26 protein-coding genes are annotated in these 25770 nt (G+C 71.6%); 11 read left to right on the forward strand and 15 right to left on the reverse strand.

Annotated features, from left to right (window positions below; translation table 11 throughout):
* Window positions 1-289: 289 nt before the first annotated feature.
* The gene (gene serB, locus ACIQVL_RS00100) at window positions 290-1498 is read left to right on the forward strand and encodes a phosphoserine phosphatase SerB (protein WP_403435454.1); all 1209 of its coding nucleotides are present in this window, start codon (window positions 290-292) and stop codon (window positions 1496-1498) included.
* 99 nt (window positions 1499-1597) lie between these two features.
* Here the strand turns inward: serB and ACIQVL_RS00105 are convergent, their stop codons facing one another.
* From ACIQVL_RS00105 to ACIQVL_RS00120, 4 genes are all read right to left on the reverse strand, one after another.
* Window positions 1598-2116, reverse strand: coding sequence for a SixA phosphatase family protein (locus ACIQVL_RS00105; protein ID WP_403435452.1), 519 nt, complete (start codon window positions 2114-2116; stop codon window positions 1598-1600).
* Window positions 2117-2206: 90 nt separating this feature from the next.
* Window positions 2207-2413 carry a hypothetical protein gene (locus tag ACIQVL_RS00110; RefSeq protein ID WP_403473848.1) on the reverse strand — a complete coding sequence of 69 codons (207 nt, stop codon included), beginning with the start codon at window positions 2411-2413 and terminating at the stop codon, window positions 2207-2209.
* Window positions 2414-2589: 176 nt separating this feature from the next.
* A complete protein-coding gene (locus ACIQVL_RS00115; RefSeq protein ID WP_089107830.1) occupies window positions 2590-2706 on the reverse strand; it encodes an SGM_5486 family transporter-associated protein in 117 nt (38 codons plus the stop codon).
* Between the two features lie 102 nt (window positions 2707-2808).
* Window positions 2809-4173 (reverse strand): CynX/NimT family MFS transporter, encoded by a 1365-nt coding sequence (locus ACIQVL_RS00120; protein ID WP_403473849.1) that lies wholly within the window; start codon window positions 4171-4173, stop codon window positions 2809-2811.
* Between the two features lie 79 nt (window positions 4174-4252).
* On the opposite strand from ACIQVL_RS00120, the gene ACIQVL_RS00125 reads away from it, so the two are divergent.
* Entirely contained in the window at window positions 4253-4945 is a 693-nt protein-coding gene (locus ACIQVL_RS00125) for a FadR/GntR family transcriptional regulator (RefSeq protein WP_403435446.1), read from the forward strand.
* Here ACIQVL_RS00125 and ACIQVL_RS00130 read toward each other — a convergent pair.
* The 3 genes from ACIQVL_RS00130 to fabG all read right to left on the reverse strand — a co-directional run bounded on the left by ACIQVL_RS00130 (window position 4923) and on the right by fabG (window position 6939).
* Window positions 4923-5273 (reverse strand): hypothetical protein, encoded by a 351-nt coding sequence (locus ACIQVL_RS00130; protein WP_403473850.1) that lies wholly within the window; start codon window positions 5271-5273, stop codon window positions 4923-4925. The genes ACIQVL_RS00125 and ACIQVL_RS00130 overlap by 23 nt on opposite strands.
* A 173-nt stretch (window positions 5274-5446) precedes the next feature.
* Window positions 5447-6214 carry an enoyl-ACP reductase FabI gene (fabI, locus tag ACIQVL_RS00135; protein WP_046727988.1) on the reverse strand — a complete coding sequence of 256 codons (768 nt, stop codon included), beginning with the start codon at window positions 6212-6214 and terminating at the stop codon, window positions 5447-5449.
* 5 nt (window positions 6215-6219) lie between these two features.
* On the reverse strand, window positions 6220-6939 hold the full coding sequence (fabG, locus tag ACIQVL_RS00140; RefSeq protein WP_403435442.1) for a 3-oxoacyl-[acyl-carrier-protein] reductase: 720 nt from the start codon (window positions 6937-6939) through the stop codon (window positions 6220-6222).
* 197 nt (window positions 6940-7136) lie between these two features.
* Here fabG and ACIQVL_RS00145 point away from each other — a divergent pair, with 197 nt between their 5' ends.
* The 3 genes from ACIQVL_RS00145 to tyrS are packed head-to-tail and all read left to right on the forward strand — an operon-like array spanning window position 7137 to window position 11414.
* Entirely contained in the window at window positions 7137-8699 is a 1563-nt protein-coding gene (locus tag ACIQVL_RS00145; protein WP_403473851.1) for a TldD/PmbA family protein, read from the forward strand.
* Window positions 8696-10090 carry a metallopeptidase TldD-related protein gene (locus tag ACIQVL_RS00150; protein ID WP_403473852.1) on the forward strand — a complete coding sequence of 465 codons (1395 nt, stop codon included), beginning with the start codon at window positions 8696-8698 and terminating at the stop codon, window positions 10088-10090. Before ACIQVL_RS00145 ends, ACIQVL_RS00150 begins: the two co-directional genes overlap by 4 nt.
* A 55-nt stretch (window positions 10091-10145) precedes the next feature.
* Window positions 10146-11414, forward strand: a complete 1269-nt coding sequence (tyrS, locus tag ACIQVL_RS00155; RefSeq protein WP_403435438.1) for a tyrosine--tRNA ligase — start codon at window positions 10146-10148, stop codon at window positions 11412-11414.
* 91 nt (window positions 11415-11505) lie between these two features.
* On the opposite strand, the gene ACIQVL_RS00160 is transcribed toward tyrS, so the two are convergent.
* Window positions 11506-11784: a GlsB/YeaQ/YmgE family stress response membrane protein gene (locus tag ACIQVL_RS00160; RefSeq protein ID WP_403435436.1), complete on the reverse strand. Its 279-nt coding sequence runs from the start codon at window positions 11782-11784 to the stop codon at window positions 11506-11508.
* Window positions 11785-12029: 245 nt separating this feature from the next.
* Between ACIQVL_RS00160 and ACIQVL_RS00165 the strand changes: the two genes are divergently transcribed.
* On the forward strand, window positions 12030-12461 hold the full coding sequence (locus ACIQVL_RS00165) for a DUF3099 domain-containing protein (protein ID WP_403473853.1): 432 nt from the start codon (window positions 12030-12032) through the stop codon (window positions 12459-12461).
* Window positions 12462-12693: 232 nt separating this feature from the next.
* On the forward strand, window positions 12694-12918 hold the full coding sequence (locus ACIQVL_RS00170; protein WP_403473854.1) for a hypothetical protein: 225 nt from the start codon (window positions 12694-12696) through the stop codon (window positions 12916-12918).
* 43 nt (window positions 12919-12961) lie between these two features.
* Here the strand turns inward: ACIQVL_RS00170 and moaA are convergent, their stop codons facing one another.
* The 3 genes from moaA to ACIQVL_RS00185 form a co-directional block, all read right to left on the reverse strand.
* Complete coding sequence (moaA, locus tag ACIQVL_RS00175; RefSeq protein WP_403435430.1) at window positions 12962-13951, reverse strand: GTP 3',8-cyclase MoaA; 990 nt, start codon at window positions 13949-13951, stop codon at window positions 12962-12964.
* Between the two features lie 154 nt (window positions 13952-14105).
* Entirely contained in the window at window positions 14106-15725 is a 1620-nt protein-coding gene (locus ACIQVL_RS00180; protein WP_403435429.1) for a cation acetate symporter, read from the reverse strand.
* A complete protein-coding gene (locus ACIQVL_RS00185; RefSeq protein WP_403435427.1) occupies window positions 15722-16078 on the reverse strand; it encodes a DUF485 domain-containing protein in 357 nt (118 codons plus the stop codon). The genes ACIQVL_RS00180 and ACIQVL_RS00185 overlap by 4 nt, the downstream gene beginning before the upstream one ends.
* 335 nt (window positions 16079-16413) lie before the next feature.
* On the opposite strand from ACIQVL_RS00185, the gene ACIQVL_RS00190 reads away from it, so the two are divergent.
* The 4 genes from ACIQVL_RS00190 (at window position 16414) to ACIQVL_RS00205 (ending at window position 22259) form a co-directional block, all read left to right on the forward strand.
* The gene (locus tag ACIQVL_RS00190) at window positions 16414-17940 is read left to right on the forward strand and encodes a S8 family peptidase (RefSeq protein WP_403473855.1); all 1527 of its coding nucleotides are present in this window, start codon (window positions 16414-16416) and stop codon (window positions 17938-17940) included.
* A 62-nt stretch (window positions 17941-18002) separates the two neighbouring features.
* Window positions 18003-19538, forward strand: a complete 1536-nt coding sequence (locus ACIQVL_RS00195) for a S8 family peptidase (RefSeq protein ID WP_403473856.1) — start codon at window positions 18003-18005, stop codon at window positions 19536-19538.
* 46 nt (window positions 19539-19584) lie between these two features.
* A complete protein-coding gene (locus ACIQVL_RS00200) occupies window positions 19585-20961 on the forward strand; it encodes a CoA transferase (RefSeq protein WP_403473857.1) in 1377 nt (458 codons plus the stop codon).
* A 296-nt stretch (window positions 20962-21257) separates the two neighbouring features.
* A complete protein-coding gene (locus ACIQVL_RS00205) occupies window positions 21258-22259 on the forward strand; it encodes a CopD family protein (RefSeq protein WP_403473858.1) in 1002 nt (333 codons plus the stop codon).
* A gap of 52 nt (window positions 22260-22311) precedes the next feature.
* On the opposite strand, the gene ACIQVL_RS00210 is transcribed toward ACIQVL_RS00205, so the two are convergent.
* From ACIQVL_RS00210 to ACIQVL_RS00225, 4 genes are all read right to left on the reverse strand, one after another.
* Entirely contained in the window at window positions 22312-23358 is a 1047-nt protein-coding gene (locus tag ACIQVL_RS00210) for a zinc-dependent alcohol dehydrogenase family protein (protein WP_403473859.1), read from the reverse strand.
* A 36-nt stretch (window positions 23359-23394) separates the two neighbouring features.
* Window positions 23395-24060, reverse strand: coding sequence for a lysoplasmalogenase (locus ACIQVL_RS00215; RefSeq protein WP_403435416.1), 666 nt, complete (start codon window positions 24058-24060; stop codon window positions 23395-23397).
* Window positions 24057-24923, reverse strand: a complete 867-nt coding sequence (locus ACIQVL_RS00220) for a sterol desaturase family protein (RefSeq protein WP_403473860.1) — start codon at window positions 24921-24923, stop codon at window positions 24057-24059. Before ACIQVL_RS00220 ends, ACIQVL_RS00215 begins: the two co-directional genes overlap by 4 nt.
* A gap of 100 nt (window positions 24924-25023) precedes the next feature.
* Complete coding sequence (locus tag ACIQVL_RS00225) at window positions 25024-25737, reverse strand: VIT family protein (RefSeq protein ID WP_403435412.1); 714 nt, start codon at window positions 25735-25737, stop codon at window positions 25024-25026.
* Window positions 25738-25770 lie beyond the last annotated feature (33 nt).

Here is a 25770-nt window from a genome sequence, read left to right on the forward strand (position 1 = left end):
CGCCCGGACGGCCCCGGAGGTGAGGCCGGGCGCACGGTTCACGGCCTCCGTGCGGATCAGGGCGCGTCCGTACGGATCACGGCGCGTCCGCCGCGTGCGGGTGGTGGCGCCGAACCGTGCGTGACGGCTCGGCGGGATGCGCGCCGCCCCCGGCCGTGGACGGCGCACGCACGTTCGCTCGTGGGGTGGCGGCAAGGCGTCCGACACCGGCCCGACACCTATTGTTCCGTGTCCGTCAGGCGGACCACCTGCGCCGCAGGCACTGGGTGCCGGTTACCTTGGTTACACCATGAGCGATCCGCAGACCTCCGAGCTCCCCACTCTCCTCGTCAAGATCTTCGGCAAGGACAGGCCGGGCATCACGGCCGGCCTCTTCGACACGCTTGCCGCCTACATGGTCGACGTGGTCGACATCGAGCAGGTCGTCACGCGTGGCCGCCTGGTGCTGTGCGCGCTCGTGACCCAGCCCCCGGCCGGGCTGGAGGGCGACCTCAGGGCGACCGTGCACAGCTGGGCCGAGTCGATGAAGATGCAGGCGGAGATCATCTCCGGGCACGGCGACAACCGCCCGCGCGGCCTCGGCCGCTCCCTGGTCACCGTCCTCGGCCACCCGCTGACCGCCGAGTCGACGGCCGCCATCGCCGCCCGGATCGCCAAGACCGGCGGCAACATCGACCGTATCTTCCGACTCGCCAAGTACCCGGTGACCGCTGTCGAGTTCGCGGTGTCCGGCGTGGAGACCGAACCGCTGCGCACCGCCCTGGCCTCGGACGCGGCCGAGCTCGGCGTGGACATCGCGGTGGTCTCGGCGGGCCTGCACCGGCGGGCCCAGCGGCTGGTCGTCATGGACGTGGACTCCACGCTGATCCAGGACGAGGTGATCGAGCTCTTCGCGGCGCACGCCGGCTGCGAGGACCAGGTCGCCCAGGTGACGGCGGCCGCGATGCGCGGCGAGCTGGACTTCGAGCAGTCGCTGCACGCGCGCGTGGCCCTGCTGAAGGGGCTGGACGAGTCGGTCGTGCAGAAGGTGCGCGCGGAGGTCCGGCTGACGCCCGGCGCGCGGACCCTGATCCGTACGCTGAAGCGGCTCGGCTACCAGGTCGGCGTCGTCTCGGGCGGTTTCACCCAGGTCACCGACGACCTGAAGGAGCGGCTGGGGCTGGACTTCGCCCAGGCCAACACGCTGGAGATCGTCGACGGGAAGCTGACCGGCCGGGTGACCGGCGAGATCGTGGACCGGGCGGGCAAGGCGCGGCTGCTGCGCCGGTTCGCCGCCGAGGCGGGCGTGCCGCTGGTGCAGACGGTGGCTGTCGGCGACGGCGCCAACGACCTCGACATGCTGAACGCGGCCGGTCTCGGGGTCGCCTTCAACGCCAAGCCGGTGGTCCGCGAGGCCGCGCACACGGCGGTGAACTTCCCGTTCCTGGACACGGTCCTGTATCTGCTGGGCGTCACCCGCGAAGAGGTCGAGGCGGCGGACACCCACGACGAGAGCTGAGCGCCGTCCGGCCGGTCCGGACACGGGGGCCGGGCACCGGTCTCCACGGTGCCCGGCCCCCGTCGTGTCACGTCGGTGGCGGTGCGCTGCTCTTACGCCTCACTCGGACGGTGCCCAGTAGTCCGCGAGCGTGGCCGCACCGGGTTCCAGGGCCTTCCAGGAGCCCTCGTGCGTCAGGAGGGCGAAGGCGGCGGCGGGAAAGCCCCGGCGGTCCATCCGCTCACGGGCGTCGGTCTCCGCGCTGCCGGCGAGGATCTCGGCCAGGCCGTGCACGCCGGGGTTGTGGCCGATGAGGATCACGGTCTGTACGTCGTCGGGCACCTCGTTGAGCACGGCGATCAGCTCGCCCGGCGAGGCCTCGTACACCCGCTCCTCATAGACGGTTTTCGGCCGGTGCGCGAGTTCGTGGACGGCGAGCTTCCAGGTCTCCCGGGTACGCACGGAGGTGGAGCACAGGGCCAGGTCGAAGGTGATGCCGCTGTCCGCGAGCTTGCGTCCGGCGACGGCGGCGTCCATTCGGCCCCGCTCAGCGAGCGGCCGCTCGTGGTCGGTCACCTGTGGCCAGTCGGCTTTCGCATGGCGGAAGAGGACAATCCTGCGGGGTTCTGCGACGCTCATGGCACCCAGCTTCGCATGAAACAGGCCATCGGGCGCAGGGAGTTGACATGCGGCTTCGCCCGGTCCGCGGGTGCCGAGCCCCTGGCCGGGCTAGCGGGAGACGATCTGCTGGACCCGCTCGAAGAGGTGGGTGACGGCGGGGTCCCCGCCGGCCGCGTGGGCGTCCGCCGGGTTGAGTATCAGCATCAGCAGGGCGACGAAGGCAAGCGCGGGAAGGGCGAGCGCCCACCAGGGGAGCCGGATGTCTACGCTGCCCGGGGTCGCCGGGTGGGACCGGGTGTGCGTGGGGGCCGGCATGATCGCCTCCGTGGGCTCCGGGGTCTGTCGGCCGCCCTCGCGGCCACACCTCGAAACTACGGAATCCGCGGTCGCCGCCCCATCCGGTGACCCACCCACTTGACCCTGACCCTCACCCCCTAGGGGATGGTGGTGCTAGCCCTACCACCGGCCGCGGGGGCGGCGGCCGGCCGTGGTCAGGGTGACGCGAGGGTCGCGATGACGGCGATGACGATGAAGATGGCGAAGAACGAGCCGAAGACGATCAGCATCTTCTTCTGACCGTTCTGGGGGTTCGGGTCGAGCACTGGCATGGGGCCAGTCTGGCACCCCGGGGCGCGGAAGGACCGCGCGGGGTGGCCGCGACACGGGCAGAGAGGGGCCGGCGGGTCGCCGGTGGCGGGGCCGGTGCGGGGTCAGGCGGCCGTCGTGGCCGCCTCGTCCTCCACGATGCGGTTCCGGCCCGCCAGGACGCCGACGGCCATCTGCGGGATCATCAGGCCGACCATGAGGGCGATCGGCAGGCCCCAGCCGCCGCTGTGCTGGTAGAGCACGCCCACCAGCAGCGGGCCGGGGATGGAGATCAGGTAGCCGGTGCTCTGGGCGAAGGCGGAGAGCTGGGCGACGCCCGCGCCGGTCCTGGCCCGCATCCCGACCATGGTGAGGGCCAGCGGGAAGGCACAGTTCGAGATGCCCAGCAGGACTGCCCAGGCCCAGGCGCCGCCTGCGGGCGCGAGGTACAGGCCGGCGTATCCGGCGAGGCCGCAGACGCCGAGCGCGATCACGATCGGCCCCTGGTGCGGCAGCCGGGTCGCCACGCGCGGGATGACGAAGGCCAGCGGTACGCCCATCACCATGGTGACGGCGAGCAGCAGTCCGGCCGTGCTCGCGGAGACGCCCGCGTCCCGGAAGATCTGTGCCATCCAGCCCATCGTGATGTAGGCGGCGGTGGCCTGGAGCCCGAAGAACACGGCGAGCGCCCAGGCGGTGCGGCTGCGGGTGATCCGCAGAGCGGGCGGCTGCCGCTCCGCACGCGCGCGTGCGCCGGCCTCGGCCTCGGGGGCCGGCGCCGTTCCCCGGTCCCGTGCCAGCGGAATCCAGGGCAGCACCGCGACCGCGGCGAGCCCGCCCCAGACGGCCAGCCCGGTCTGCCAGCTGCCGCCCAGCGTGTCGGTCAGGGGGACGGTCACCGCGGCGGCCACCGCGGTGCCGGCGGCGAGCGCCATCGAGTACAGCCCGGTCATGGAGCCGACCCGGTCCGGGAACCAGCGCTTGACGATGACCGGCATCAGCACGTTGCTGACGGCGATGCCCATCAGCGCGAGCGCGCTGCCGGCCAGGAACCCGGCGGTGCTCCCGGCGTACGGCCGTATCAGCAGGCCTGCCGTGACGGCCGCCATGCCCGCGCAGACCACGGCCGCCGGGCCGAAGCGGCGGGCGAGGCGGGGGGCCATGACGCCGAAGACGGCGAAGCAGAGCGGGGGCACGGAGGTGAGCAGTCCGGCCACGCTGCCGCTCATGCCGAGGCCGTCGCGGACCTCCTCCAGGAGCGCGCCGAGGCTGGTGATGGCGGGCCGGAGGTTGAAGGCGGACAGCACGATGCCGACGACGACCAGCCGTGTCGCCCACGCGCGCGTGACGGCCGCGGGGCTGCCGCCGGATGCCGTCCCGCGTGCCGCCCCAACTGTCACAGCTGCCCCAGCTGTCTCGGTTATCTCGGTTGTCTCGTTCGCCTCAGAGGCCGTGGTGCCGGTTTCCTTGCCTGCCATGAGGCCCATCATAGAATCATGGGATGAATGGTTGTCCATCCCCGGGCCGTCCCGGCCGCTCCCGCCGGGACCTCGCGTGCGAAGGTGTGTCATGCCTCTGAGCCATCCGCGCCGCTCGGCGCTGTCCGAGCAGGTCATCGCCGCGCTGCGGAACCAGATCACCTCGGGTGAGTGGCCGGTCGGCTCGCGCATCCCCACCGAGCCGGAGCTGGTCGAGCAGCTCGGGGTGGCCCGCAACACCGTCCGGGAGGCCGTCCGGGCGCTGGCCCACAACGGCCTGCTGGACATCCGCCAGGGCTCGGGAACGTACGTCTCGGCCACCAGCGAGCTGGCCGGGGTGATGCACCGCCGGTTCGCCGGAGCCGACCCCCGGCACATCGCCGAGCTGCGCTCCACGCTGGAGTCGTCGGCCGCCCGGCTGGCCGCGGCGCGCCGCACCGAGAAGGACCTCAGGCAGCTCGACGCGCTCCTGGCGCGCCGCGAGCAGGCCTGGCGGTCGGGCGACGCGGAGGACTTCGTGGCGGCGGACGCGACCCTGCACCTGGCCGTGGTGGCCGCCTCGCACAACGACGTGCTGACGGCGATGTACGCCGACCTGGGCGAGGTGCTGCGGGACTGGCTGCGCGCGGACGTCGGCGCCGAGCTGACGCCGCAGTCGTACATGGACCACACCCGGCTGGTCGAGGCGATCCGCGCGGGCGACGCGGACGCGGCCGCCAAGGAGGGGGCGAGCTACCCGTTCCTGTGCCGTCCGGACCGGTTCAGCTCACCTTCTGGTGACTGATCCACACCGCGCGGACGTCCTTCCAGCAGCGGCCGGCGAGCCGTACGGTCATCGCCGGGCCGGTGTCGACCGGGGAGCCGTCGGTGTCGATGTCCCACCACTGGGCGCACTCGATGTGCAGCCGGACCCGGTCGGTGTCGACGTAGGGGTTGTGGCAGTAGGCCACCACGTGGGAGCCGCGGACGGTGGTCCGGCACGACGCGCCGAACAGCTGCGGGGCCGGCTTGTGTCCGTCCGGCACGCGCGCGTGCGACTCCGCGGCGCAGGGCGGCGACACCGCGAGGGCGAGGGCCAGGGTCACCGGGGCCAGGCTGCGGGAAAGGCGCACAAGGGGGACCTCCTCGGCCGGGCTGGGGAGGGACGTCGCGCGGTGCACACGCCACCGGGGTGCGCCGCCGCGTCTCCAGAGTGCGCCGCCCGGCGGGTGAGCACCCGGCCGGTGGGCCGAACGGGTGAGGCCCGTACCCCTGGCGGGATACGGGCCTCGACGAGTCGTACGGGTCAGGCGCCGATGGCGTGCAGACCGCCGTCGACGTGGATGATCTCGCCGGTGGTCTTCGGGAACCAGTCGCTCAGCAGGGCGACGATGCCCTTGCCGGCCGGCTCCGGGTCCTTGAGGTCCCACTCCAGCGGGGAGCGGTGGTCCCAGACGGCGGCCAGGTCGCTGAAGCCCGGGATGGACTTGGCGGCCATGGAGCCGATGGGGCCGGCCGAGATGAGGTTGCAGCGGATGTTCTGCTTGCCCAGGTCGCGCGCGATGTAGCGGCTGGTGGCCTCCAGGGCGGCCTTGGCCGGGCCCATCCAGTCGTACTGCGGCCAGGCGTACTGCGCGTCGAAGGTGAGGCCGACGACCGAGCCGCCGTTCTGCATCAGCGGCAGGCAGGCCATGGTCAGCGACTTCAGGGAGTACGCCGAGACGTGCATGGCGGTGGCGACGGACTCGAACGGCGTGTTGAGGAAGTTGCCGCCGAGGGCGTCCTGGGGGGCGAAGCCGATGGAGTGGACGACTCCGTCGAGGCCGCCGAGCTCCTCGCCGACGAGGTCGGCAAGGCGGCCGAGGTGCTCGTCGTTGGTGACGTCGAGCTCGATGACCTTGGTGGGCTTCGGCAGCTTCTTGGCGATGCGCTCGGTCAGCGTGGGCCGCGGGAACGCGGTGAGGATGATCTCGGCACCCTGCTCCTGGGCCAGCTTGGCCGCGTGGAAGGCGATGGAGGACTCCATCAGCACACCCGTGATCAGGATGCGCTTGCCCTCGAGGATTCCACTCATGGTGATCAGTGACCCATTCCCAGTCCGCCGTCAACGGGGATGACGGCTCCAGTGATGTACGAGGCGTCGTCCGAGGCGAGGAACCGCACCGTCGCGGCGACCTCCTCGGGCTCCGCGTACCGGCCGAGCGGCACCTGAGCCACGATGGTGGCGCGCTGCTCGTCGGTGAGCACCTTGGTCATGTCGGTGTCGACGAAGCCGGGCGCGACGACGTTGAAGGTGATGTTGCGCGAGCCCAGCTCACGGGCGAGGGACCGCGCGAAGCCGACCAGGGCGGCCTTGGACGCGGCGTAGTTGGCCTGGCCGGGGCCGCCGTAGAGGCCGACGACCGAGGAGATGAGGACGACCCGGCCTTTCTTGGCGCGCAGCATGGCGCGGTTGGCACGCTTGACGACCCGGAAGGTGCCGGTGAGGTTGGTGTCGACGACCGAGGTGAAGTCCTCCTCGGACATCCGCATCAGGAGCGTGTCCTTGGTGATGCCGGCGTTGGCGATCAGGACCTCGACCGGGCCGTGCGCGTCCTCGATCTCCTTGTAGGCCTGCTCCACCTGCTCGGAGTCGGTGATGTCGCACTTGACGGCCAGGATGCCCAGTTCCTTGAGCACGGCCGGCGGCTCGCCGGAGCGGTACGTGACGGCAACCTTGTCGCCGTTGTCGGCGAAAGCGTGGGCGATGGCGAGGCCGATGCCCCGGTTGCCTCCAGTGACGAGAACCGAGCGGCTCAACGGATCACCCTTTCGATCGGTCTGACAACCCGCCCGAACAGCTGGCATGACAGGCGGCTTCATCAAAAACCTATCGGTCCGGCCGTCACGGCGACCAAGTGGGCACCGACAGTGGCTCGGGGGTGTCGCTGTCGGGTCCCTACAGAAAGGCCCGACGCCGGGCCGAAACCTGTGGTCCACGGACACGCGGGCGCGACATGATCGGACGGACAGGCCACGACAGCAGGGAGACCTCCGTGCCTCATTCCATCGACGAAGCCTTCACGGCGCTTCCGCTACGGGCCCTGGCCGACGCCGCGCTGGCACGCGCGCGTGCGCTGGGGGCCGAGCACGCGGACTTCCGGTTCGAGCGGGTGCGCAGCGCGTCCTGGAGTCTCAGGGACGCCAAGCCCGCCGGATCCTCGGACACCACCGACCTCGGGTACGCGGTCCGGGTCGTGCACGGCGGCACCTGGGGCTTCGCGTCCGGGGTGGACCTGACCCTGGACGCGGCCGCCAAGGTCGCCTCCCAGGCGGTGGCGATGGCCAAGCTCTCGGCGCAGGTCATCAGGGCCGCAGGGTCGGACGAGCGGGTGGAGCTGGCCGGCGAGCCGGTGCACGAGGAGAAGACGTGGGTCTCGGCGTACGAGATCGACCCGTTCTCCGTGCCGGACGAGGAGAAGGCGGCGCTGCTCGCGGAGTGGAGCGCGCGGCTGCTGGCGGCGAACGGCGTCAACCACGTCGACGCCTCGCTGCTCACCGTCCACGAGAACAAGTTCTACGCGGACACGGCCGGGACCGTGACGACCCAGCAGCGGGTGCGGCTGCATCCGCAGCTGACGGCCGTGTCGGTCGACGAGTCCAGCGGCGAGTTCGACTCGATGCGGACCATCGCGCCGCCGGTCGGCCGCGGCTGGGAGTACCTCACCGGCACCGGCTGGGACTGGGACGCCGAACTGGAGCAGATCCCGGAGCTGCTGGCCGAGAAGATGCGGGCGCCGAGCGTCCAGGCGGGTCTGTACGACCTGGTGGTCGACCCCTCCAACCTGTGGCTGACCATCCACGAGTCCATCGGCCACGCCACCGAACTGGACCGCGCGCTCGGCTACGAGGCCGCCTACGCCGGCACCTCCTTCGCCACCTTCGACCAGCTCGGCAAGCTGAAGTACGGCTCCGACCTGATGAACGTCACCGGCGACCGCACCGCCGAGCACGGCCTGGCGACCATCGGCTACGACGACGAGGGCGTCGCGGCGCAGTCCTGGGACCTGGTCAAGGACGGCACGCTCGTCGGCTACCAGCTGGACCGCAGGATCGCGCGGCTGACCGGCTTCGACCGCTCCAACGGGTGCGCGTACGCCGACTCCCCCGGGCACGTCCCCGTGCAGCGCATGGCCAACGTGTCCCTGCAGCCGGACCCGGCCGGGCTGGCGACGGAGGACCTGATCGGCGGGGTCGACCGCGGGATCTACGTGGTCGGCGACCGTTCCTGGTCGATCGACATGCAGCGCTACAACTTCCAGTTCACCGGGCAGCGGTTCTTCAAAATCGAGAACGGCCAAATCACCGGGCAGCTGCGCGACGTCGCCTACCAGGCGACGACCACCGACTTCTGGGGCTCCATGGCGGCCGTCGGCGGCCCCCAGACGTACGTCCTCGGCGGCGCCTTCAACTGCGGCAAGGCCCAGCCGGGACAGGTCGCCGCGGTGTCACACGGCTGCCCCTCGGCCCTCTTCAAGGGCGTCAACATCCTCAACACCACCCAGGAGGCCGGTCGATGAGCGCCCGTAGCAACAAGCCGCACGAGATCGTCGAGCGCGCTCTGGAACTGTCCCGGGCCGACGGCTGCGTGGTCATCGCCGACGAGCACTCCACCGCCAACCTGCGCTGGGCCGGCAACGCGCTCACCACCAACGGCGTCACCCGCGGCCGTTCGCTCACCGTCGTCGCCACCGTGGACGGCAAGGAGGGCACGGCCTCGGGTGTCGTGACCCGGTCGGCCGTGACCGCCGACGACCTGGAGCCGCTGGTGCGGGCCGCCGAGGCCGCCGCGCGCGGTGCCGGGCCCGCCGAGGACGCCCAGCCGCTGGTCACCGGCGTACCGGAGGCGCCGGACTTCACCGACGCGCCCGCCGAGACCTCCTCATCCGTGTTCGCCGACTTCGCCCCGGCGCTCGGCGAGGCCTTCGCACGCGCGCGTGCCGGCGGCCGCGAGCTGTACGGCTTCGCCAACCACGAGCTGGTGTCGACGTACCTGGGCACCTCGACCGGGCTGCGCCTGAGGCACGACCAGCCCACCGGCACGCTGGAGCTGAACGCCAAGTCGCCGGACCGTACCCGCTCCGCCTGGGCCGGACGTTCCACGCGGGACTTCAAGGACGTCGACCCCGGCGCGCTCGACGCCGAGCTCGCGGTACGGCTCGGCTGGGCCGAGCGGCGGGTGGACCTCCCGGCCGGCCGGTACGAGACGCTGCTGCCGCCGACCGCGGTCGCCGACCTGCTGATCTACCAGCTGTGGTCGGCGTCCGGGCGGGACGCGGCCGAGGGCCGGACGGTGTTCTCCAAGCCGGGCGGCGGCACCCGCGTCGGCGAGAAGCTGACCGACCTGCCGCTGACCCTGCGCAGCGACCCGAACGAGCCGGGCCTGGAGTCCGCGCCCTTCGTCGTCGCGCACTCCTCCGGCGGGGACCGGTCCGTCTTCGACAACGGGCTGCCCGCCGGCGCCACCGAGTGGGTGTCGCAGGGCGAGCTGAAGCACCTGACGACCACCCGGCACACCTCGGGCCTCACCGGGCTACCGGTCGCCCCGGCCGGCGGCAACCTGATCCTGGACGGCGGCCAGGACCACCTCCTGGAGGAGATGGTCGCGGCCACCAAGCGCGGGCTGCTGCTGACCTGCCTCTGGTACATCCGCGAGGTCGACCCGGCGACGCTGCTGCTCACCGGCCTGACCCGGGACGGCGTCTACCTGGTGGAGAACGGCCAGGTCACCGGGCAGGTGAACAACTTCAGGTTCAACGAGTCGCCGGTGGACCTGCTGGGCCGGGCGACCGAGGCCGGGCGCACGGAAAAGACGCTGCCGAGGGAGTGGAGCGACTGGTTCACTAGGGCTGCGATGCCCGCGCTGCGGGTGCCCGACTTCAATATGAGCTCTGTCAGCCAGGGCGTATAACCTCGTAGCCGTGGCCGTACGGCCGCCGCGAGATCATCAAGGAGACACGAGAACCGTGACGGACATCGTCGACGAGCTGAAGTGGCGGGGGCTCATCGCCCTCTCCACGGACGAGGACGCATTGCGCAAGGCGTTCGCGGACGGTCCCGTCACGTTCTATTGCGGTTTCGACCCGACCGCGCCCAGCCTGCACCTCGGCAACCTCGTGCAGATCCTGACGATGCGCCGGATCCAGCAGGCGGGGAACCGCCCGCTGGGCCTGGTCGGGGGTGCCACCGGCCTGATCGGTGACCCGAAGCCGAACTCCGAGCGCACGCTCAACGCGCCCGAGGTCGTCGCCCAGTGGGTCGAGCGGCTGCGCGCCCAGATCGCTCCGCTGCTGGACTTCGAGGGTCCGAACGCGGCGGTCATGGTCAACAACCTGGACTGGACGCAGGGCCTGTCGGCCATCGAGTTCCTGCGGGACATCGGCAAGCACTTCCGCGTGAACAAGATGATCGCGAAGGAGGCCGTGGCCCGGCGCCTGGAGTCCCAGGAGGGCATCAGCTACACGGAGTTCAGCTACCAGATCCTCCAGGGCATGGACTTCCTCCAGCTCTACCGGCGGTACGGCTGCACGCTGCAGACCGGCGGCAGCGACCAGTGGGGCAACCTCACCTCGGGCACCGACCTGATCCACAAGGTCGAGCCCGACGCCGTGGTGCACGCGCTGGGCACACCGCTGATCACCAAGGCCGACGGCACCAAGTTCGGCAAGACGGAGTCCGGCACGGTGTGGCTCGACCCGGAGATGACCACGCCGTACGCCTTCTACCAGTTCTGGCTGAACGCGGACGACCGGGATGTCTCCAAGTTCCTGCGGATCTTCAGCTTCAGGTCCCACGAGGAGATCGAGGAGCTGGAGCAGCAGACCGCGGAGCGTCCGCAGGCGCGGGCGGCGCAGCGGGCGCTGGCCGAGGAGCTGACGACGCTGGTCCACGGAGCCGGCCAGACCGCCGCGGTGATCGCCGCGTCCAAGGCGCTGTTCGGGCAGGGCGAGCTGGCGGAGCTGGACGGCCGGACGCTGGCGGCGGCGCTGTCCGAGGTGCCGCACGTCAAGGTCGCCGAGCTGGGTCCGGTGGTCGACCTGTTCGCCGAGGTCGGGCTGGTGGCGTCCAAGTCCGCCGCGCGGCGGACCGTGAAGGAGGGCGGGGCCTACGTGAACAACGTGAAGGTGACCGCCGAGGACGCGGTGCCGGATCCTGCGGAGCTGCTGCACGGACGGTGGCTGGTGCTGCGGCGCGGGAAGAAGAACCTGGCGGCCGTGGAGGTCGTCGGTTCGTGAGCGCCGTGGGGGGTGCGGGGTACGTTGTCGGCCGCGGGTTCGGGTTCGATGTGGCTGGTCGCGCAGTTCCCCGCGCCCCTGACGGGGCGCGTCAGATGCGCTGTTTGCGCTTTCCCAGCGTCGCCGTGTACGCCATGTCGCCCAGGAAGACGATGATGATCGCCGCCACCAGCTGGAACAGGTGACGGGTCCAGTCGATGCCTCTCGTCTCCGCCACGCCGACCGCGCGGGCGATCGCGTTGCCTGCGATGGCGCCCAGGATGCCGAAGATGGTCGTCAGCCACAGGGGGCTGTGCTGCTTGCCCGGGATGACCGCCTTCGCGATGAGGCCCAGCACGAAACCCACGATGATCGCCCACAACCAGCCCATGACTGCCTCCTCGTACGGCTCGACGTGAGCATTACGCCAAGTGTCGGCCCGTACGCCGTACGGCGCATGTCGGTGCCGCCGTACGCGCTACGGCGCAGGGCGTTCACGCAGGCCGGAGGGCGACCCGGTCTCGAAGGCGACGCAGGCACGGCGTAACGTGGGAAGGGTTCCGGCCCGGTTCCCCGAGTGGGCGCGGACCGGGTACGGGCCGGGGAGAGTCCGATGCGGGCGGATGGTGGAATGTGATGCGGAAGCAGCGCGGCGACGGCAACGTCCAGGTGTTCCGGATCACCGGAGCCCGTACCGGCCTGGCGGAGGACGTACGCGGCCGGCAGCGGCGGTACGTCATCTCGATGGGCATCCGGACCATGTCGGTGATCCTCGCGGTGACGTTGTGGAACGTCGAACGGTACGTCGCCGTCGTGGCCTTGGTACTCGGGGCGCTGCTGCCCTATGTCGCCGTCGTCATCGCCAACGCCGGACGGGAGCGGCCGCAGTCGCTTCCGTCGACCTTCGAAGTCACGCCGACCCGTGTGGGGGCACCTCCCACGCTTTCGGCAGTGCGGGAGATCGCGCCGCCGCGGCGCGAGGAGGCACAGGCGGAATCCGTCCCGGAGGACGTGGTGGCGGATCCGGCGGCGGGGCCCGTGCGCGGCGAGCGGCCGGAGCCGGTCTGAGCATCATGGACGCCGTGCGGACGGTTGGCGGTTCCGCCCGAAGCTCAAGAAATGCTCAGATCGATCGTGCTGTTCCAGTGCCGGGCCAAGGGTGACCCGTGACATACTGCGTACGCGCTCCGCATCCCCCGTCGGAGCGACGGACCGACGCCGGGCAGCTCCCCCCGTGGCTGCTCGGCGTCGCCTTGTTTGCGGGGCTTTTCTGCGAGACGAAGCGGTGCGAGACGAAGCAGTGAGTGACGTTGTCTGTTCGGCGAAGGGCTGTCGCGAAGCCGCGGTGTGGGTGCTGGCGTGGAACAACCCGAAGATCCACACACCGGAGCGGCGCAAGACCTGGCTCGCCTGCGAGGAACACCGGGAGCATCTCTCCCAGTTCCTCGGTGTCCGGGGGTTCCTGAAGGACGTCGTGCTGCTGCGGGAGTGGGAATCGCCCGGCTCACCCGAGCAGGACGGGTAGACCGGGTAGGGCGGACAGGGGCCGGATACGGGGGATGCGCGGGCTAGCCGCCGATCGCGGACATCGGCCGGTCCGGCTGCACGAACTGCGGATCGTCCAGTCCCGCCCCCGCCTTCTTTCCCCACATCGCCAGCCGCCACCTGCGGGCGATCTCCTCGTCCGGCGCGCCGGAGCGGAGCGCGCCGCGCAGGTCCGTCTCCTCCCGTGCGAACAGGCAGGTCCGTATCTGGCCGTCGGCCGTGAGGCGGGTGCGGTCGCAGGCCGCGCAGAACGGGCGGGTGACCGAGGCGATGACGCCGACGCGGTGCGGGCCGCCGTCGACCAGCCAGCGCTCCGCCGGGGCCGAGCCGCGGTCGTCGGCGCCCTCGGGGGCGAGGTCGAAGCGGGTGCGGAGGGAGGCGAGGATGTCCCCGGCCGTCACCATGCTGTCGCGTTTCCAGCCGTGCTGGGCGTCGAGCGGCATCTGCTCGATGAAACGCAGCTCGTAGTCATGGGCCACCGCCCAGGCGAGGAGGTCGGGGGCCTCGTCCTCGTTCAGGCCGGGCATCAGGACCGTGTTGACCTTGACCGGGGTGAGGCCGGCGTCGTGGGCGGCTCGGAGGCCGTCCAGGACGTCCTGGTGGCGGTCGCGGCGGGTGAGGGTCTTGAAGACGTCCGGGCGGAGGGTGTCCAGGGAGACGTTGACCCGGTCCAGGCCGGCCGCCTTGAGAGCCGTCGCGGTCCGGCGCAGGCCGATGCCGTTGGTCGTCAGGGACATCCGCGGGCGCGGGGCCAGGTCCGCCACGCGCTCGACGATGCCGACCAGGCCGGGGCGCAGCAGCGGCTCGCCGCCGGTGAAGCGGACCTCCTCGATGCCCAGCAGCCGGACGGCGATGTCGATCAGCCGGACGATCTCGTCGTCCGTGAGCAGGTCGGGCTTGGCCAGCCACTGCAGGCCCTCCTCGGGCATGCAGTACGTACAGCGCAGGTTGCACCGGTCGGTCAGCGAGACTCTCAGGTCGGTGGCCACCCGGCCATAGGTGTCGATGAGCACGCGGGCCCCCTCCCTCGTCGCGGATCGGATCTCGGCCGTCTCTTGTGAGCCTACGTGACGGCACTGACATCGGGAGAGGCCTGATGCCACGAGGTACGACGCGGCCGCGTCGTAGGATCCTATGATCCCGTCGACGCGGCCAGTCGTACGAACCTCAGTGCGCTCCGGTGCCGGTCAGGGACCGCACCTCCAGCTCCGCGTACTTGGCGTCGTCCGGCGCCTCCTTGGAGAGGAGGGTGCCCACGACGCCGAGCAGGAATCCGACCGGGATCGAGATGATGCCCGGGTTCTCCAGCGGGAACCAGTGGAAGTCGACGCCCGGGAACATCGACGTCTCCTTCCCGGACACCACCGGTGAGAACAGCACCAGGCCCACCGCGGTGACCAGGCCGCCGTAGATCGACCAGAGGGCTCCGGCGGTGGTGAACCGCTTCCAGAAGAGGCTGTAGAGGATGGTCGGAAGGTTGGCGGAGGCGGCGACCGCGAAGGCGAGCGCGACCAGGCCGGCGACGTTGAGGTCGCGGGCCAGGGCGCCGAGCACGATCGACACGGCGCCGATGCCGACGGTGGCGTAGCGGGCCGCGTTGATCTCCTGCTTCTCGGTGGCCTGGCCCTTCTTGATGACGTTGGCGTAGATGTCGTGCGCGAAGGACGACGAGGACGCCAGGGTGAGGCCCGCGACCACCGCGAGGATCGTCGCGAAGGCCACCGCGGAGATGGTGGCCAGCAGGATCGCGCCCCAGTTGGAGTCGACGCCGCCCAGGTGCAGGGCGAGGAGCGGGGCCGCGGTGTTGCCGGACTTGTTGGAGGCGATGATCTCGTCGGGTTTGATCAGCGCGGCCGCGCCGAAGCCGAGGGCGAGGGTCATCAGGTAGAAGGCGCCGATCAGGCCGATCGCCCAGAGGACGGACTTCCGGGCGGCCTTGGCGGTGGGCACGGTGTAGAACCGGATCAGGATGTGCGGCAGTCCGGCGGTGCCGAGGACCAGGGCGATACCGAGGGAGAGGAAGTCCAGCTTGCTGGTGCCGGTGGCGCCGTACTTCAGGCCGGGCTCCAGGAAGGCGGCACCCTTGCCGCTGTTGTCGGCGGCCTTGCCGAGCAGGTCGGAGACGTTGAAGTGGAACTTGGCGAGGACCATGAAGGTCAGCAGCAGAGCGCCCGCGATGAGCAGCACGGCCTTGACCATCTGGACCCAGGTGGTGCCCTTCATGCCGCCGATGGTGACGTAGACGATCATCAGGACGCCGACCAGGGCGACGATGCCGATCTTGCCGCCGTCGCTGGTGATGCCGAGGAGGAGGGAGACGAGGACGCCGGCTCCCGCCATCTGGGCCAGCAGGTAGAAGATCGAGACGACGATCGTCGAGGTGCCGGCGGCGGTGCGGACCGGGCGCTGGCGCATGCGGTAGGCCAGCACGTCGCCCATGGTGTAGCGGCCGGAGTTGCGCAGCGGCTCGGCGACCAGGAGCAGGGCGACCAGCCAGGCGACCAGGAAGCCGATGGAGTAGAGGAAGCCGTCGTAGCCGAACAGGGCGATGGCACCGGCGATGCCCAGGAAGGACGCGGCGGACATGTAGTCGCCGGAGACGGCGAGGCCGTTCTGGAAGCCGGTGAACTGGCGGCCGCCCGCGTAGAAGTCGGCGGCGTCCTTGGTCTGGCGGCCCGCCCAGACGGTGATGACGAGGGTCGCGGCGACGAACACCGCGAACAGGGTGATGATCAGCGTCCGGTGCTCACTGGCCTCGCCGGCCGCCATCGTGATCGCGGGGCTCATGCGCCGCCCTCCATCCGGGACTTGATGGCCTCCGCCTTGGGGTCGAGCTTGGCGGCGGCGTGCCGGGCGTACCACCAGGCGATGAGGAACGTGGTGAGGAACTGGGCGAGCCCGAGGACCAGCGCCACGTTGATGTTGCCGACGACCTTGGTGCCCATGAAGTCGTCCGCGTAGCTGGAGAGCAGGACGTACAGCAGGTACCAGGCGATGAAGGCGAAGGTCAGCGGGAAGGCGAAGGAGCGGTAGGAGTGCCGCAGTTCGGTGAACTCCGGACTCTGCTGCACCTCGGCGAACTCCTCGCCGGAAGGGAGCCGGGTCTGCGTGTTCGAGGGCGGTGGTGTCTCGGTGGCCACGGAGTCTCCTCGCGATACGGACATGCGGATTCTGACCTCACAGACATGTGGATCACACACGCAGAGTCCTGGTGCGACTCCGGTGCGTGATTCCGACGGGGGGCCTCGATCCTGCTGTGGCTCCCTCCCCGAGGTCACGGCGCCACGCGTGGTCGGGTTCAACTCGCCCGAGTTCTTTCGGAAGTCGTCGGTGCAAGTCACCTCCGGTCATTGCTGGCCGGTGAGTGCGGGAGATAGCTTCGGCCCTGCACCACCCGTCATGTACCTGCCCAAGCGCACCTCGCGTCTTGGGCGGTCCCGTTTTCGGCTGATGTTCCGGATGATGTGGAGACCCCATGGCTCATCTGCGTTCCAGACGGGGGCTGGCGCTCGCCGTCCCGGTCGTCCTGTCGCTGACCGCCTCGCTCGGCCTGCTGCCGACGGCGGCATCGGCGGCATCGCCGTCCGCCCGGGTGACCCGGGCGGCGGACGGGCCGAACCTGGCCTACGTCGTCAACACCAGGACGGACCATCGCACGATCGAGTCGGTGCAGCGGGCGGTCACCCGCAACGGCGGCACGATCGTCGCGACGTACGACAAGATCGGCGTGATCGTCGTGCACTCGGCGAACCCGGACTTCGGCGCGGCACTGCGCGCGGTACGCGGGGTGCAGTCGGCGGGTGCCACCCGGACGGCCGCACTGAGCGCGGCGGGGACCACCGACGAGGGCGCCGTGCAGATGCTGTCGAAGGCGGAGGCCGCACGGATCGGGCAGCGGGCGGCGGCGGGCCAGGAGCCTCTTGAGGCCGACCAGTGGGACCTGCGGACGATCGGCGCCGACAAGGCCGCCGCGATCAACCCGGGGAGCCGCTCGGTGACGGTCGGCATCATCGACACCGGCGTCGACGACACCCACCCGGACATCGCCCCGAACTTCTCCGCAGCGCAGTCCGCCAACTGCGTGAGCGGCAAGGCGGACACGACGTACGGCGCCTGGCGGCCGGCGGACGCCGACCACTACCACGGCACCCACGTCGCCGGCGAGATAGCCGCGGCCCGCAACGGGATCGGCGTGGCCGGCGTGGCACCGGGCGTGAAGGTCGCGAGCATCACGGTGGCCCAGCCCGACGCGACGCAGCTGTTCTACCCGGAGAGCGTGGTCTGCGCCTTCGTCTTCGCCGCCGACCACGGCATCGAGATCACCAACAACAGCTACTACGTTGACCCGTGGCTGTACAACTGCATGGACGACCCCGATCAACGCGCCATCGTTGACGCGGTCAACAGGGCGCAGCTCTACGCCCAGAGCAAGGGCACGCTCAACGTGGCCTCGGCGGGCAACTCGAACGACGACCTCGACTCGCACGCCCTCACGGACACCTCGAGCCCGGACGACTCGACGGCCACCACCCGGACGGTCGACCCGCACGAGTGCTTCGACGTACCGACCCAGCTGCCCGGCGTGGTCACCGTGAGCGCGGTCGGCGTCAACGACACGAAGTCGTACTACTCCAGCTACGGCCGGGGCGTCGTCGACGTGGCGGGCCCGGGCGGCGACAAGTACCAGATCCCGGACACGCCGTCGAAGAACGGCCGCATCCTGTCCACCCTGCCGAACGACCAGTACGGCTTCCTCCAGGGCACCTCGATGGCCTCCCCGCACGTGGCCGCGGTGGCCGCGCTGCTGAAGTCGACGCACCCGCACGCCACCCCGGCCCGGCTGCTGGCCCTGCTGAAGGCCGAGGCGGACAACCCGGGCTGCCCGGCGGGACCGTACGACGGGGACGGCGACGGTGTCGTCGACGCCACCTGCGTGGGCGGCAAGCACGTCAACGGCTTCTACGGATCCGGTGTCGTCGACGCGCTCCGCGCGGTCGAGTAGGCGCCGCAGAGCAGGACCTCCCGCACGGCACGCCCGTTCCGCGAACGAACTGGAGACCTCAGATGACCGCGCCCCAGCCGCGCCACCGCCGCGTCCTCGCCCTCCCGCTCGGTATGGCCATGGCCACGGCCCTCGCCTTCCTGCCCAACGTCCCGGCGTCCGCCGCCGACACCGGCGCGGCCACGTCCGCGGCCGCCGCCGACGACCCGACGTCCCTCAGCTATGTCGTCAACGTCCGTCCCGGACACGGCACTTCCGAGCGCGTGCAGAAGGCGGTCGCGCGGGCCGGCGGTTCGGTGGTGATCGCGTACGACGAGATCGGCGTGATCGTCGTCCATTCGGCCAACGCCGACTTCGCCAACACCATCCGGAAGGTGCCCGGCGTGGACTCGGCCGGCAACACCCGCAACGCGCCGCTGCCCGCCCAGTCGACCACCGACGTCGGCACGCCCGAGGTGCTGAGCTCCGAGCAGATATCGGCGGCGGACGCGCAGGCGGCCGACGGGCAGGACCCGCTGGAGCCGCTGCAGTGGGACCTGCCGGCCATCAAGGCGGACAAGGCGCACGAGAAGACCCTGGGCAGTTCGAAGGTCACCGTCGCCGTCATCGACACGGGCGTCGACGACACCCACCCGGACATCGCCCCGAACTTCTCCGCCGCGCAGTCCACCAACTGCGTCTCGGGCAAGCCGGACACGACGTACGGCGCCTGGCGGCCCACCGCGGCGGAGAGCCCGCACGGCACGCACGTGGCGGGCGAGATCGCGGGGGCCAGGAACGGGATCGGCATCACCGGTGTGGCGCCGGGCGTCAAGGTGGCCGGCATCAAGGTCGCCACCACCGCCGGGTACTTCTACACGGAGGCCGTGGTCTGCGGCTTCGTGTGGGCGGCCGAACACCACATCGACGTGACCAACAACAGCTATTACACCGACCCCTGGTACTTCAACTGCACCGGCGACCCGAACCAGAAGGCGCTCGTCGACGCCATCACCCGGGCCTCGCAGTTCGCGGAGCGCAAGGGCACGGTCAACGTCGCGGCGGCCGGCAACGAGAGCTACGACCTGGCCTCCCACTCGATCACCGACCCGGTCTCGCCGAACGACGGCACGCCCGTCGACCGGGTGATCGACCCGCACAAATGCTTCGACATCCCGACCCAGCTGCCCGGTGTGGTCACGGTGGCGGCGACCGGCGCGAAGGGCCTGAAGTCGTCGTTCTCCAACTACGGCCTCGGGGTCATCGACATCGCCGCGCCCGGCGGCGACTCGACGGCCTACCAGGCGCCGGAGCCCCCTGCCACCAGCGGCCTGATCCTCGGCCCGCTGCCGGGCGGCAAGTGGGGCTACATGGCCGGTACGTCGATGGCGACCCCGCACGTCGTCGGCGTCGCCGCATTGATCAAGTCGACCCATCCGCACGCCTCCGCCGCCCTGGTGAAGGCCCTGCTGTACGCCGAGGCGACCGCCACGCCGTGCACCGACCCGTACGACATCAACGGCGACGGCAAGATCGACGCGGTGTGCGAGGGCTCCAGGAACCACAACGGCTTCTACGGCTGGGGCACGGCCGACGCCCTGGCGGCGGTGACCAGGTAGCACCGGAGTACATATATTGATTCAGTCAATAATGCATAGTGCAGTCATGACTGGAATCAATTACGGGTGGTCCGCGCTGGGCGGCGATCCGTCACTGCTCTCGCGTGTCACGACCGTGACGCGCGAGGGCACCCTCCCGGCGCGCCTTCCGGTGCGCCAGCTCGCCCGCGCCTGCGTCGGCGCCTGCGCGCTGGCCGCCGCCGAGCTGGCGGCGCGGCGGACCGGGGCCGCGGAGCCGCCCCGGGTCCGGGTGGACGACGGGGCCGTGGCGGCGGCGTTCACCAGTGAGCGGCACCTGCTGGTCGACGGGCGGGCGCCCGTGCAGTTCGCCCCGTTGTCCCGGTTCTGGCGCGCGGCGGACGGGTGGGTGCGCACCCACGCCAACTACCCCCACCACGGCGCTCGGCTGCTGCGTGCGCTCGGCCTGCCGGAGCACGCCTCCCCGGAGGAGGTCGCCGCGCGGATCGCCGCGCGGCCCGCACTGGACGTGGAGCACACGGTCTACTCCGCCGGCGGGCTCGCCGTGGCGCTGCGTTCCCCCGGGGAGTGGGCCGGGCACGAGCAGGCGGCCGCCGTGGCCGCGCACCCCCTCGTCGAGCGCGGCCGCCTGGACACGGCACACGCGCGCGTGCTCCCGCCGCTCGGCGCCGGCGCCGCTCCCCTGCTGCCCGCCGCCGGGCTGCGCGTCCTGGACCTGACCCGGGTCCTCGCCGGACCGGTCGCCACCCGCACCCTCGGGCTGCTGGGCGCCGACGTCCTGCGCCTGGACGCGCCCCGGCTGCCCGAACTCCCCGACCAGCACGCCGACACGGGCTTCGGGAAGCGCTCGGCGACGCTGGACCTGACGACGGACCGCGCCGCCTTCGAGGAGCTGCTGGCCGCGGCGGACGTCGTGGTCACCGGCTACCGGCCGGGCGCCCTGGACCGGTTCGGGCTCTCCCCCGAGGCACTGGCCGAGCGGCGGCCCGGACTGGTCGTGGCCCAGGTGTCGGCGTGGGGCACGTACGGGCCGTGGGGCGGGCGGCGCGGCTTCGACAGCCTGGTGCAGGTCGCCACCGGCATCGCGGAGACCGAGGGCCCGGCGGACCGGCCGGGCACGCTGCCCGCGCAGGCCCTGGACCACGGCACCGGCTATCTGCTGGCGGCAGGCGTGCTGCGGGCCCTGACCGAGCAGTCGTACGACGGGGGCAGCAGGTTCGTACGGCTGGCGCTGGCGCGGACCGCGCGGTGGCTCACGGAGGAACTGGAGCCGGGCCCCGCGGCCGGCGAGCCGTACGAGGGGCCGGACGCCTGGCTCGCCGGGACGGACAGCCCGCTGGGGCGGTTGCGGTACGCGCGTCCGCCGTTGTCCTTCGCCGGCGGCCCGGCCGACTGGGCGCGGCCACCGGTGCCGTGGGGGTCGAGCCCGGCCCGTTGGGCGTGAGCGCCGGGGCTTCAGGGCTTCGGGGCTTCAGGGCTTCAGGGCTTCAGGGCTTCGGGACTTCGGGACTTCGGGACTTCGGGACTTCGGGACTTCGGGACTTCGGGACTTCGGGACTTCGGGGCTTCGGGGCTTCGGGGCTTCGGGGCTTCGGGGTGAGGACGGTCCCGGCCCGCCCGGCGTGATGGGCGGGCGCCCCAGGATGGCCGGAAACGTATGAATGGGTGGTATGACCTTCCGCCAGCTGTTTTCCTGTACTTGCCCGCTTCTGTCATGGCTGGTGGAGATCAGGGGGGCCGTTGACACGACCGACCGCCGAGGTGGCCGCGGGTGGCTCCGCGAGACACCCGGGGACTTGGCGGGCCGTCGCCGTCCTGGTGCTGGCGGCGGTTGCCGCGCTGGTACCGCTGCTCGGGCCGTCCGCCGCGCTGCGGGGCACCGGGGAGGCCGCGGCGCCCGGGGTGGGCGGTATCGCCCTGCTGCGGGGGGTGCTGTTCGCCGCCCTGTGTGTGCCGGCGGGTGAGCTGTTCGTGGACCGGCTGGTCCGCCGGCTGCCGGACGCGCCGCGCGAACGGCCCACCGGCTGGGCGGTGTTCGCGGCCGCCGCCGGGTTCGTCGCCGCGCTGGGACTCGCGTCGGTCGTGTCGACGGGCAACCTGGTGCCGCGCTCGCTCGCCGACATCGACGTGGGCGGCCTGTACCGGTCGCGCGACGGCATGTTGGCACTGGTCGAGGTCAACGCCTTTCTGCTGGCCGGTCTGTGCGCCCGCACGCGCCGCCCGGCGACCCAGATGTGGCCGCTGGCGGCGGTGGCCGTCGCCGAGGCGCTGCGCGCCCACCCCGCGCCCGAGCACAGCCCGTTGCTCGGCTCCGCGCTGACCCTGGTGCATCTGACGTGCGCGACGCTGTGGGTGGGCGGCCTGCTGCATGCGTTGCGCGTGCTGCGCCGGTGGCGCGACCGCAGGGCCGGGGCTGCGCTGCTCGGGCTCTACGCGCGCGTGGCCGCCGTGCTGCTCGCCGCCATCACCGCGACGGGTGTGTGGAGTGCGCTGCGGCGGATGCCCGCGGGCACGGTCCTGGACCAGCTGACGACGACGGCGTACGGGCGCACCCTGCTGGCCAAGGTGATCCTCGTCGCCGCCGTCGCCGTGCTCGCGCTGTGGGCCCGGTACCGGGTGCGCCGGGCGGCCGACCCGCTGACCGCGTACGTCCCCGCGCGGGCCGAGGTGGCCGTGCTGGGCGTGGTGGTCGCGGTGTCGGGGGTGCTGACGGCGCTGCCGCTGCCGATCAGATGGACTTGATCAACGGTCATCCACGGATCGACGTGGTCAACCACAGCCGTCTGTCATTGATTCAGCCGTTCGTGACGAGCACCTTCAGGGCGGTGCGCTCGTCCATCGCCTTGTAGCCGTCGGGCACGCCCTCGATGCCGACGGTGAGGTCGAAGACCGGCGACGGGTCGATCGTGCCGTCGAGGACGTCGGGCAGCAGGTCGGGAATGTAGGCGCGGACCGGGGCGACACCGCCGCGCAGGGCGATGTTCCGGTCGAACATGACGCTGAGGTCCAGTCCGGTGCCGCTGCCGTGCGGGACGCCGACGAAGCCGATCGCGCCGCCGTCGCGGGTGATGTCGACGGCCGTCCGCATGGACTGCTCGGTGCCCACGGCCTCGACCACGGCGTGCGCGCCCTGGCCCCGGGTGAGTGCGCGTACGGCGTCCACGGCCGCGTCCCCGCGTTCGGCGACGACATCGGTGGCGCCGAAGCGGCGCGCGATGTCGGTGCGCACCTCGTGCCGGCCCAGCGCGATGATCCGCTCGGCACCCAGCCGCTTGGCGGCCAGTACAGCGCACAGGCCGACCGCGCCGTCGCCGACGACGGCCACCGTGGCGCCGGGCCGGACGCCCGCGCCGAGGGCCGCGTGGTGGCCGGTGCCGAGCACGTCGGAGAGGGTCAGCAGGGCGGAGAGCAGGTGGTCGTCGGAGGCGGCGTCCTTCGGCAGTTGGACCAGGGTGCCGTCGGCGAACGGGACCCGCACGGCCTCGCCCTGGCCGCCGTCGTACCCCACCGCGCCCCAGAAGCCGCCGTGCTCGCAGGACGTGGTCAGGCCCTCGCGGCAGTAGTCGCAGACGCCGTCGGACCACATGAAGGGGGCGACCACGAGGTCCCCGCGCCGCACGGTGCCCACCTCGGAGCCGGTCTCCTCGACCACGCCGAGGAACTCGTGGCCGATGCGCTGCCCCGGCTGCCGGGCCGCCTCGCCCCGGTAGGCCCACAGGTCGCTGCCGCAGATGCAGGCGCGCTGCACCCGTACGACGGCGTCGGTGGGCAGCTGCACCACGGGCTCGGGCACGTCCTCCACGCGCATGTCGAACGGGGCGTGGATGGTGGTGGCGCGCATGGCGAGGGTCCTTCTCGTGCGGTGGCGTGGGTGCGCTCAGGGGGTGGTCGAGCGCACTTCACGGTACGCCGTGGCCGGGGCGCGGCGCGCGTCGAGGGTGCCACGGACCAGCAGGAACTGTGCCGCCGCGTAGGTGAGCATGATCCAGAAGTCGGGTCGGGGCAGCTGCGGCCAGTCGGCGACGCCGGTCGCGATCAGCGTGTCGGAGACCATGAAGAGCGCGCCGCCGAGCGCGGCTGCCTTGCCGAGCCGGGTGGCGGCGGTGTACGCCATGGCGGTGAGCAGGGTGCTGTAGCCGGCCACCGGGACGCGCAGGCCGGTGGGCAGGTCGGGCCAGAGCAGGGCGACCAGGGTGACGAGGGCCGCGGCGTAGGCGAGGCCGAGCAGACGCGCACGCGCGTGTGGCGGGCCCTGGCGGCGGAAGAGGACGAGGTAGCAGACGTGCCCGGCGGCGAAGGAGGCCATGCCCGCCATGAAGGCGGGGTCGGCGTCGGACAGGAGCAGGACGTCGCCGCCCCAGCCGCACAGCAGGGCGGCGACGAGGAGCCGCGGGGCGCCCGCGCGGGCGGCGGACGCGGCGAGCAGGGGCATCAGGAGCACCTTGGCGACGACATGCCCGGTGCGGAAGCCGACGGCCAGGAAGGCGAGGTCGAGGACGACGGCGAGGGCGAAGGCGGCGAGCAGCTCCCGGGACGCTCTCACGCGGCCACGGACTCCTCGGCCTGCTCCACGGCGGGCGCCGGCGCCCAGCCCGGCCCCCGGAACAGCCGCCCGGCCCGCTCCCGCCAACTGCGCGCGGCCCTGATGTCCTTGGCGATGGCGACGTACTCGTGGGTGGCCACCTTGACGGGGTTGAACGTGTTGATGTTCTTGGTCAACCCGTACACGGGCCGCTCGGTCTCCGGCACCCAGGACCCGAACAGCCGGTCCCAGACGATCAGGATCCCGCCGAAGTTGCGGTCCAGGTAGCCGCCCTGGGAGGCGTGGTGCACGCGGTGGTGGGACGGCGTGTTGAACACGAACTCGAACCACCGGGGCATCTTGTCGATGCGTTCGGTGTGGATCCAGAACTGGTAGACGAGGTTGGCGGACGAGCAGAAGGCGAGCGCGGCCGGGTGCACCCCCACGGCCACCAGCGGGAGGTAGAACGGCCAGACGGTCAGCGAGGTCCAGGGCTGGCGCAGCGCGGTGGAGAGGTTGAACTTCTTGCTGGAGTGGTGGACCACGTGGCAGGCCCACAGGATGCGGATGACGTGGTGGCCGCGGTGGGACCAGTAGTAGAAGAAGTCCTGCGCGAGCAGCATCAGCGGGACCGTCCACCACAGGACGGGGACGCGCAGCGGGGTCAGTGCGTACACCGCCGTGTAGATCATGACGATCGGGATCTTCCACACGAAGTCGAAGACGAGCGATCCCAGCCCCATGCCGATGCTCGTGGCCGCGTCCTTGGCCTCGTACCCGGCCTCGTCGTCGTCGGGATGGATGCGGTAGCTGATCACCTCGATCACGGTGAGCAGCACGAAGGCGGGTATCGACCACGTCACGACATCGGGCAGGTTCGGCATGTGGGCACCGTAGAACCGCCGGTCGACCGCGGCTAGACGTTGTTACCCACAAGTATTACCTGCGGTATGCGCTTGCTTGTTGGCGATCTCCGCCAACGGGCTAGATCCCGGCCGCCCCCAGCAGCCTCCCCGCCGCGTACGTGACCCCCATGGCCAGCGCTCCGCCCAGGACGTTGCGCAGCACCGCCGGGCCGACCGCGGCCGCTCCCAGGCGGGCGCTGGCCCAGCCGGTCAGGACGAGCGCCGCCAGCACCGAGCCCACCGTCACCGGGAGCCGCCAGTCGGAGGGCGGCAGGACGATCGCGAGCAGCGGCAGCAGCGCCCCCACGGTGAACGCCAGGAAGCTGGCGAGGGCCGCGTTCCAGGGGTTGGTCAGCTCGTCGGGGTCGATGCCCAGTTCCACGCTCGCGTGGGCCTTCAGGGCGTCGCGTTCCGTCAGCTGGCCCGCCGCCTCGCGGGCCACCTCCCGGGACAGGCCGCGCCGCTCCAGCAGCTCGGTCAGCTCTTCCAGTTCCGCCTCGGGCTGCTCCTTCAGCTCGCGCTTCTCCTGCGCCAGTGCGGCGAGTTCGGAGTCGCGCTGGGTGGACACCGAGACGTACTCCCCCGCCGCCATCGACATGGATCCGGCGAGCAGTCCCGCCAGGCCCGCCGTCAGCAGGGCATTGCGGTCGGCCGTGGCGCCCGCGACGCCGACGACGATGCCCGCCGTCGACACGATGCCGTCGTTCGCGCCCAGGACGGCCGCCCGCAGCCAGTTCAGCCGGGAGCCGAGCGCTCCCCCATGGGCCTCGTCGTCATGCGTGGGTTCGGTCACAGCAGGGAGGATCGCACCCCGGGGCCGACGGGC

It is taken from the genome of Streptomyces sp. NPDC090499, from assembly GCF_044769305.1.
In the GTDB taxonomy this organism is placed as follows: domain Bacteria; phylum Actinomycetota; class Actinomycetes; order Streptomycetales; family Streptomycetaceae; genus Streptomyces.

Coding starts and splice junctions, on each gene's coding strand:
- ACIQVL_RS00145 (WP_403473851.1), top strand. CDS start 7,137: ATGATCGGACGGACAGGCCACGACAGCAGGGAGACCTCCGTGCCTCAT.
- ACIQVL_RS00150 (WP_403473852.1), top strand. CDS start 8,696: ATGAGCGCCCGTAGCAACAAGCCGCACGAGATCGTCGAGCGCGCTCTG.
- ACIQVL_RS00210 (WP_403473859.1), bottom strand. CDS start 23,358: ATGCGCGCCACCACCATCCACGCCCCGTTCGACATGCGCGTGGAGGAC.
- ACIQVL_RS00105 (WP_403435452.1), bottom strand. CDS start 2,116: ATGAGCGTCGCAGAACCCCGCAGGATTGTCCTCTTCCGCCATGCGAAA.
- ACIQVL_RS00160 (WP_403435436.1), bottom strand. CDS start 11,784: ATGGGCTGGTTGTGGGCGATCATCGTGGGTTTCGTGCTGGGCCTCATC.
- ACIQVL_RS00165 (WP_403473853.1), top strand. CDS start 12,030: ATGCGGAAGCAGCGCGGCGACGGCAACGTCCAGGTGTTCCGGATCACC.
- ACIQVL_RS00220 (WP_403473860.1), bottom strand. CDS start 24,923: ATGCCGAACCTGCCCGATGTCGTGACGTGGTCGATACCCGCCTTCGTG.
- ACIQVL_RS00110 (WP_403473848.1), bottom strand. CDS start 2,413: ATGCCGGCCCCCACGCACACCCGGTCCCACCCGGCGACCCCGGGCAGC.
- ACIQVL_RS00195 (WP_403473856.1), top strand. CDS start 18,003: ATGACCGCGCCCCAGCCGCGCCACCGCCGCGTCCTCGCCCTCCCGCTC.
- ACIQVL_RS00115 (WP_089107830.1), bottom strand. CDS start 2,706: ATGCCAGTGCTCGACCCGAACCCCCAGAACGGTCAGAAGAAGATGCTG.
- ACIQVL_RS00180 (WP_403435429.1), bottom strand. CDS start 15,725: ATGAGCCCCGCGATCACGATGGCGGCCGGCGAGGCCAGTGAGCACCGG.
- ACIQVL_RS00190 (WP_403473855.1), top strand. CDS start 16,414: ATGGCTCATCTGCGTTCCAGACGGGGGCTGGCGCTCGCCGTCCCGGTC.
- fabI (WP_046727988.1), bottom strand. CDS start 6,214: ATGAGTGGAATCCTCGAGGGCAAGCGCATCCTGATCACGGGTGTGCTG.
- ACIQVL_RS00120 (WP_403473849.1), bottom strand. CDS start 4,173: ATGATGGGCCTCATGGCAGGCAAGGAAACCGGCACCACGGCCTCTGAG.
- serB (WP_403435454.1), top strand. CDS start 290: ATGAGCGATCCGCAGACCTCCGAGCTCCCCACTCTCCTCGTCAAGATC.
- ACIQVL_RS00125 (WP_403435446.1), top strand. CDS start 4,253: ATGCCTCTGAGCCATCCGCGCCGCTCGGCGCTGTCCGAGCAGGTCATC.
- ACIQVL_RS00200 (WP_403473857.1), top strand. CDS start 19,585: ATGACTGGAATCAATTACGGGTGGTCCGCGCTGGGCGGCGATCCGTCA.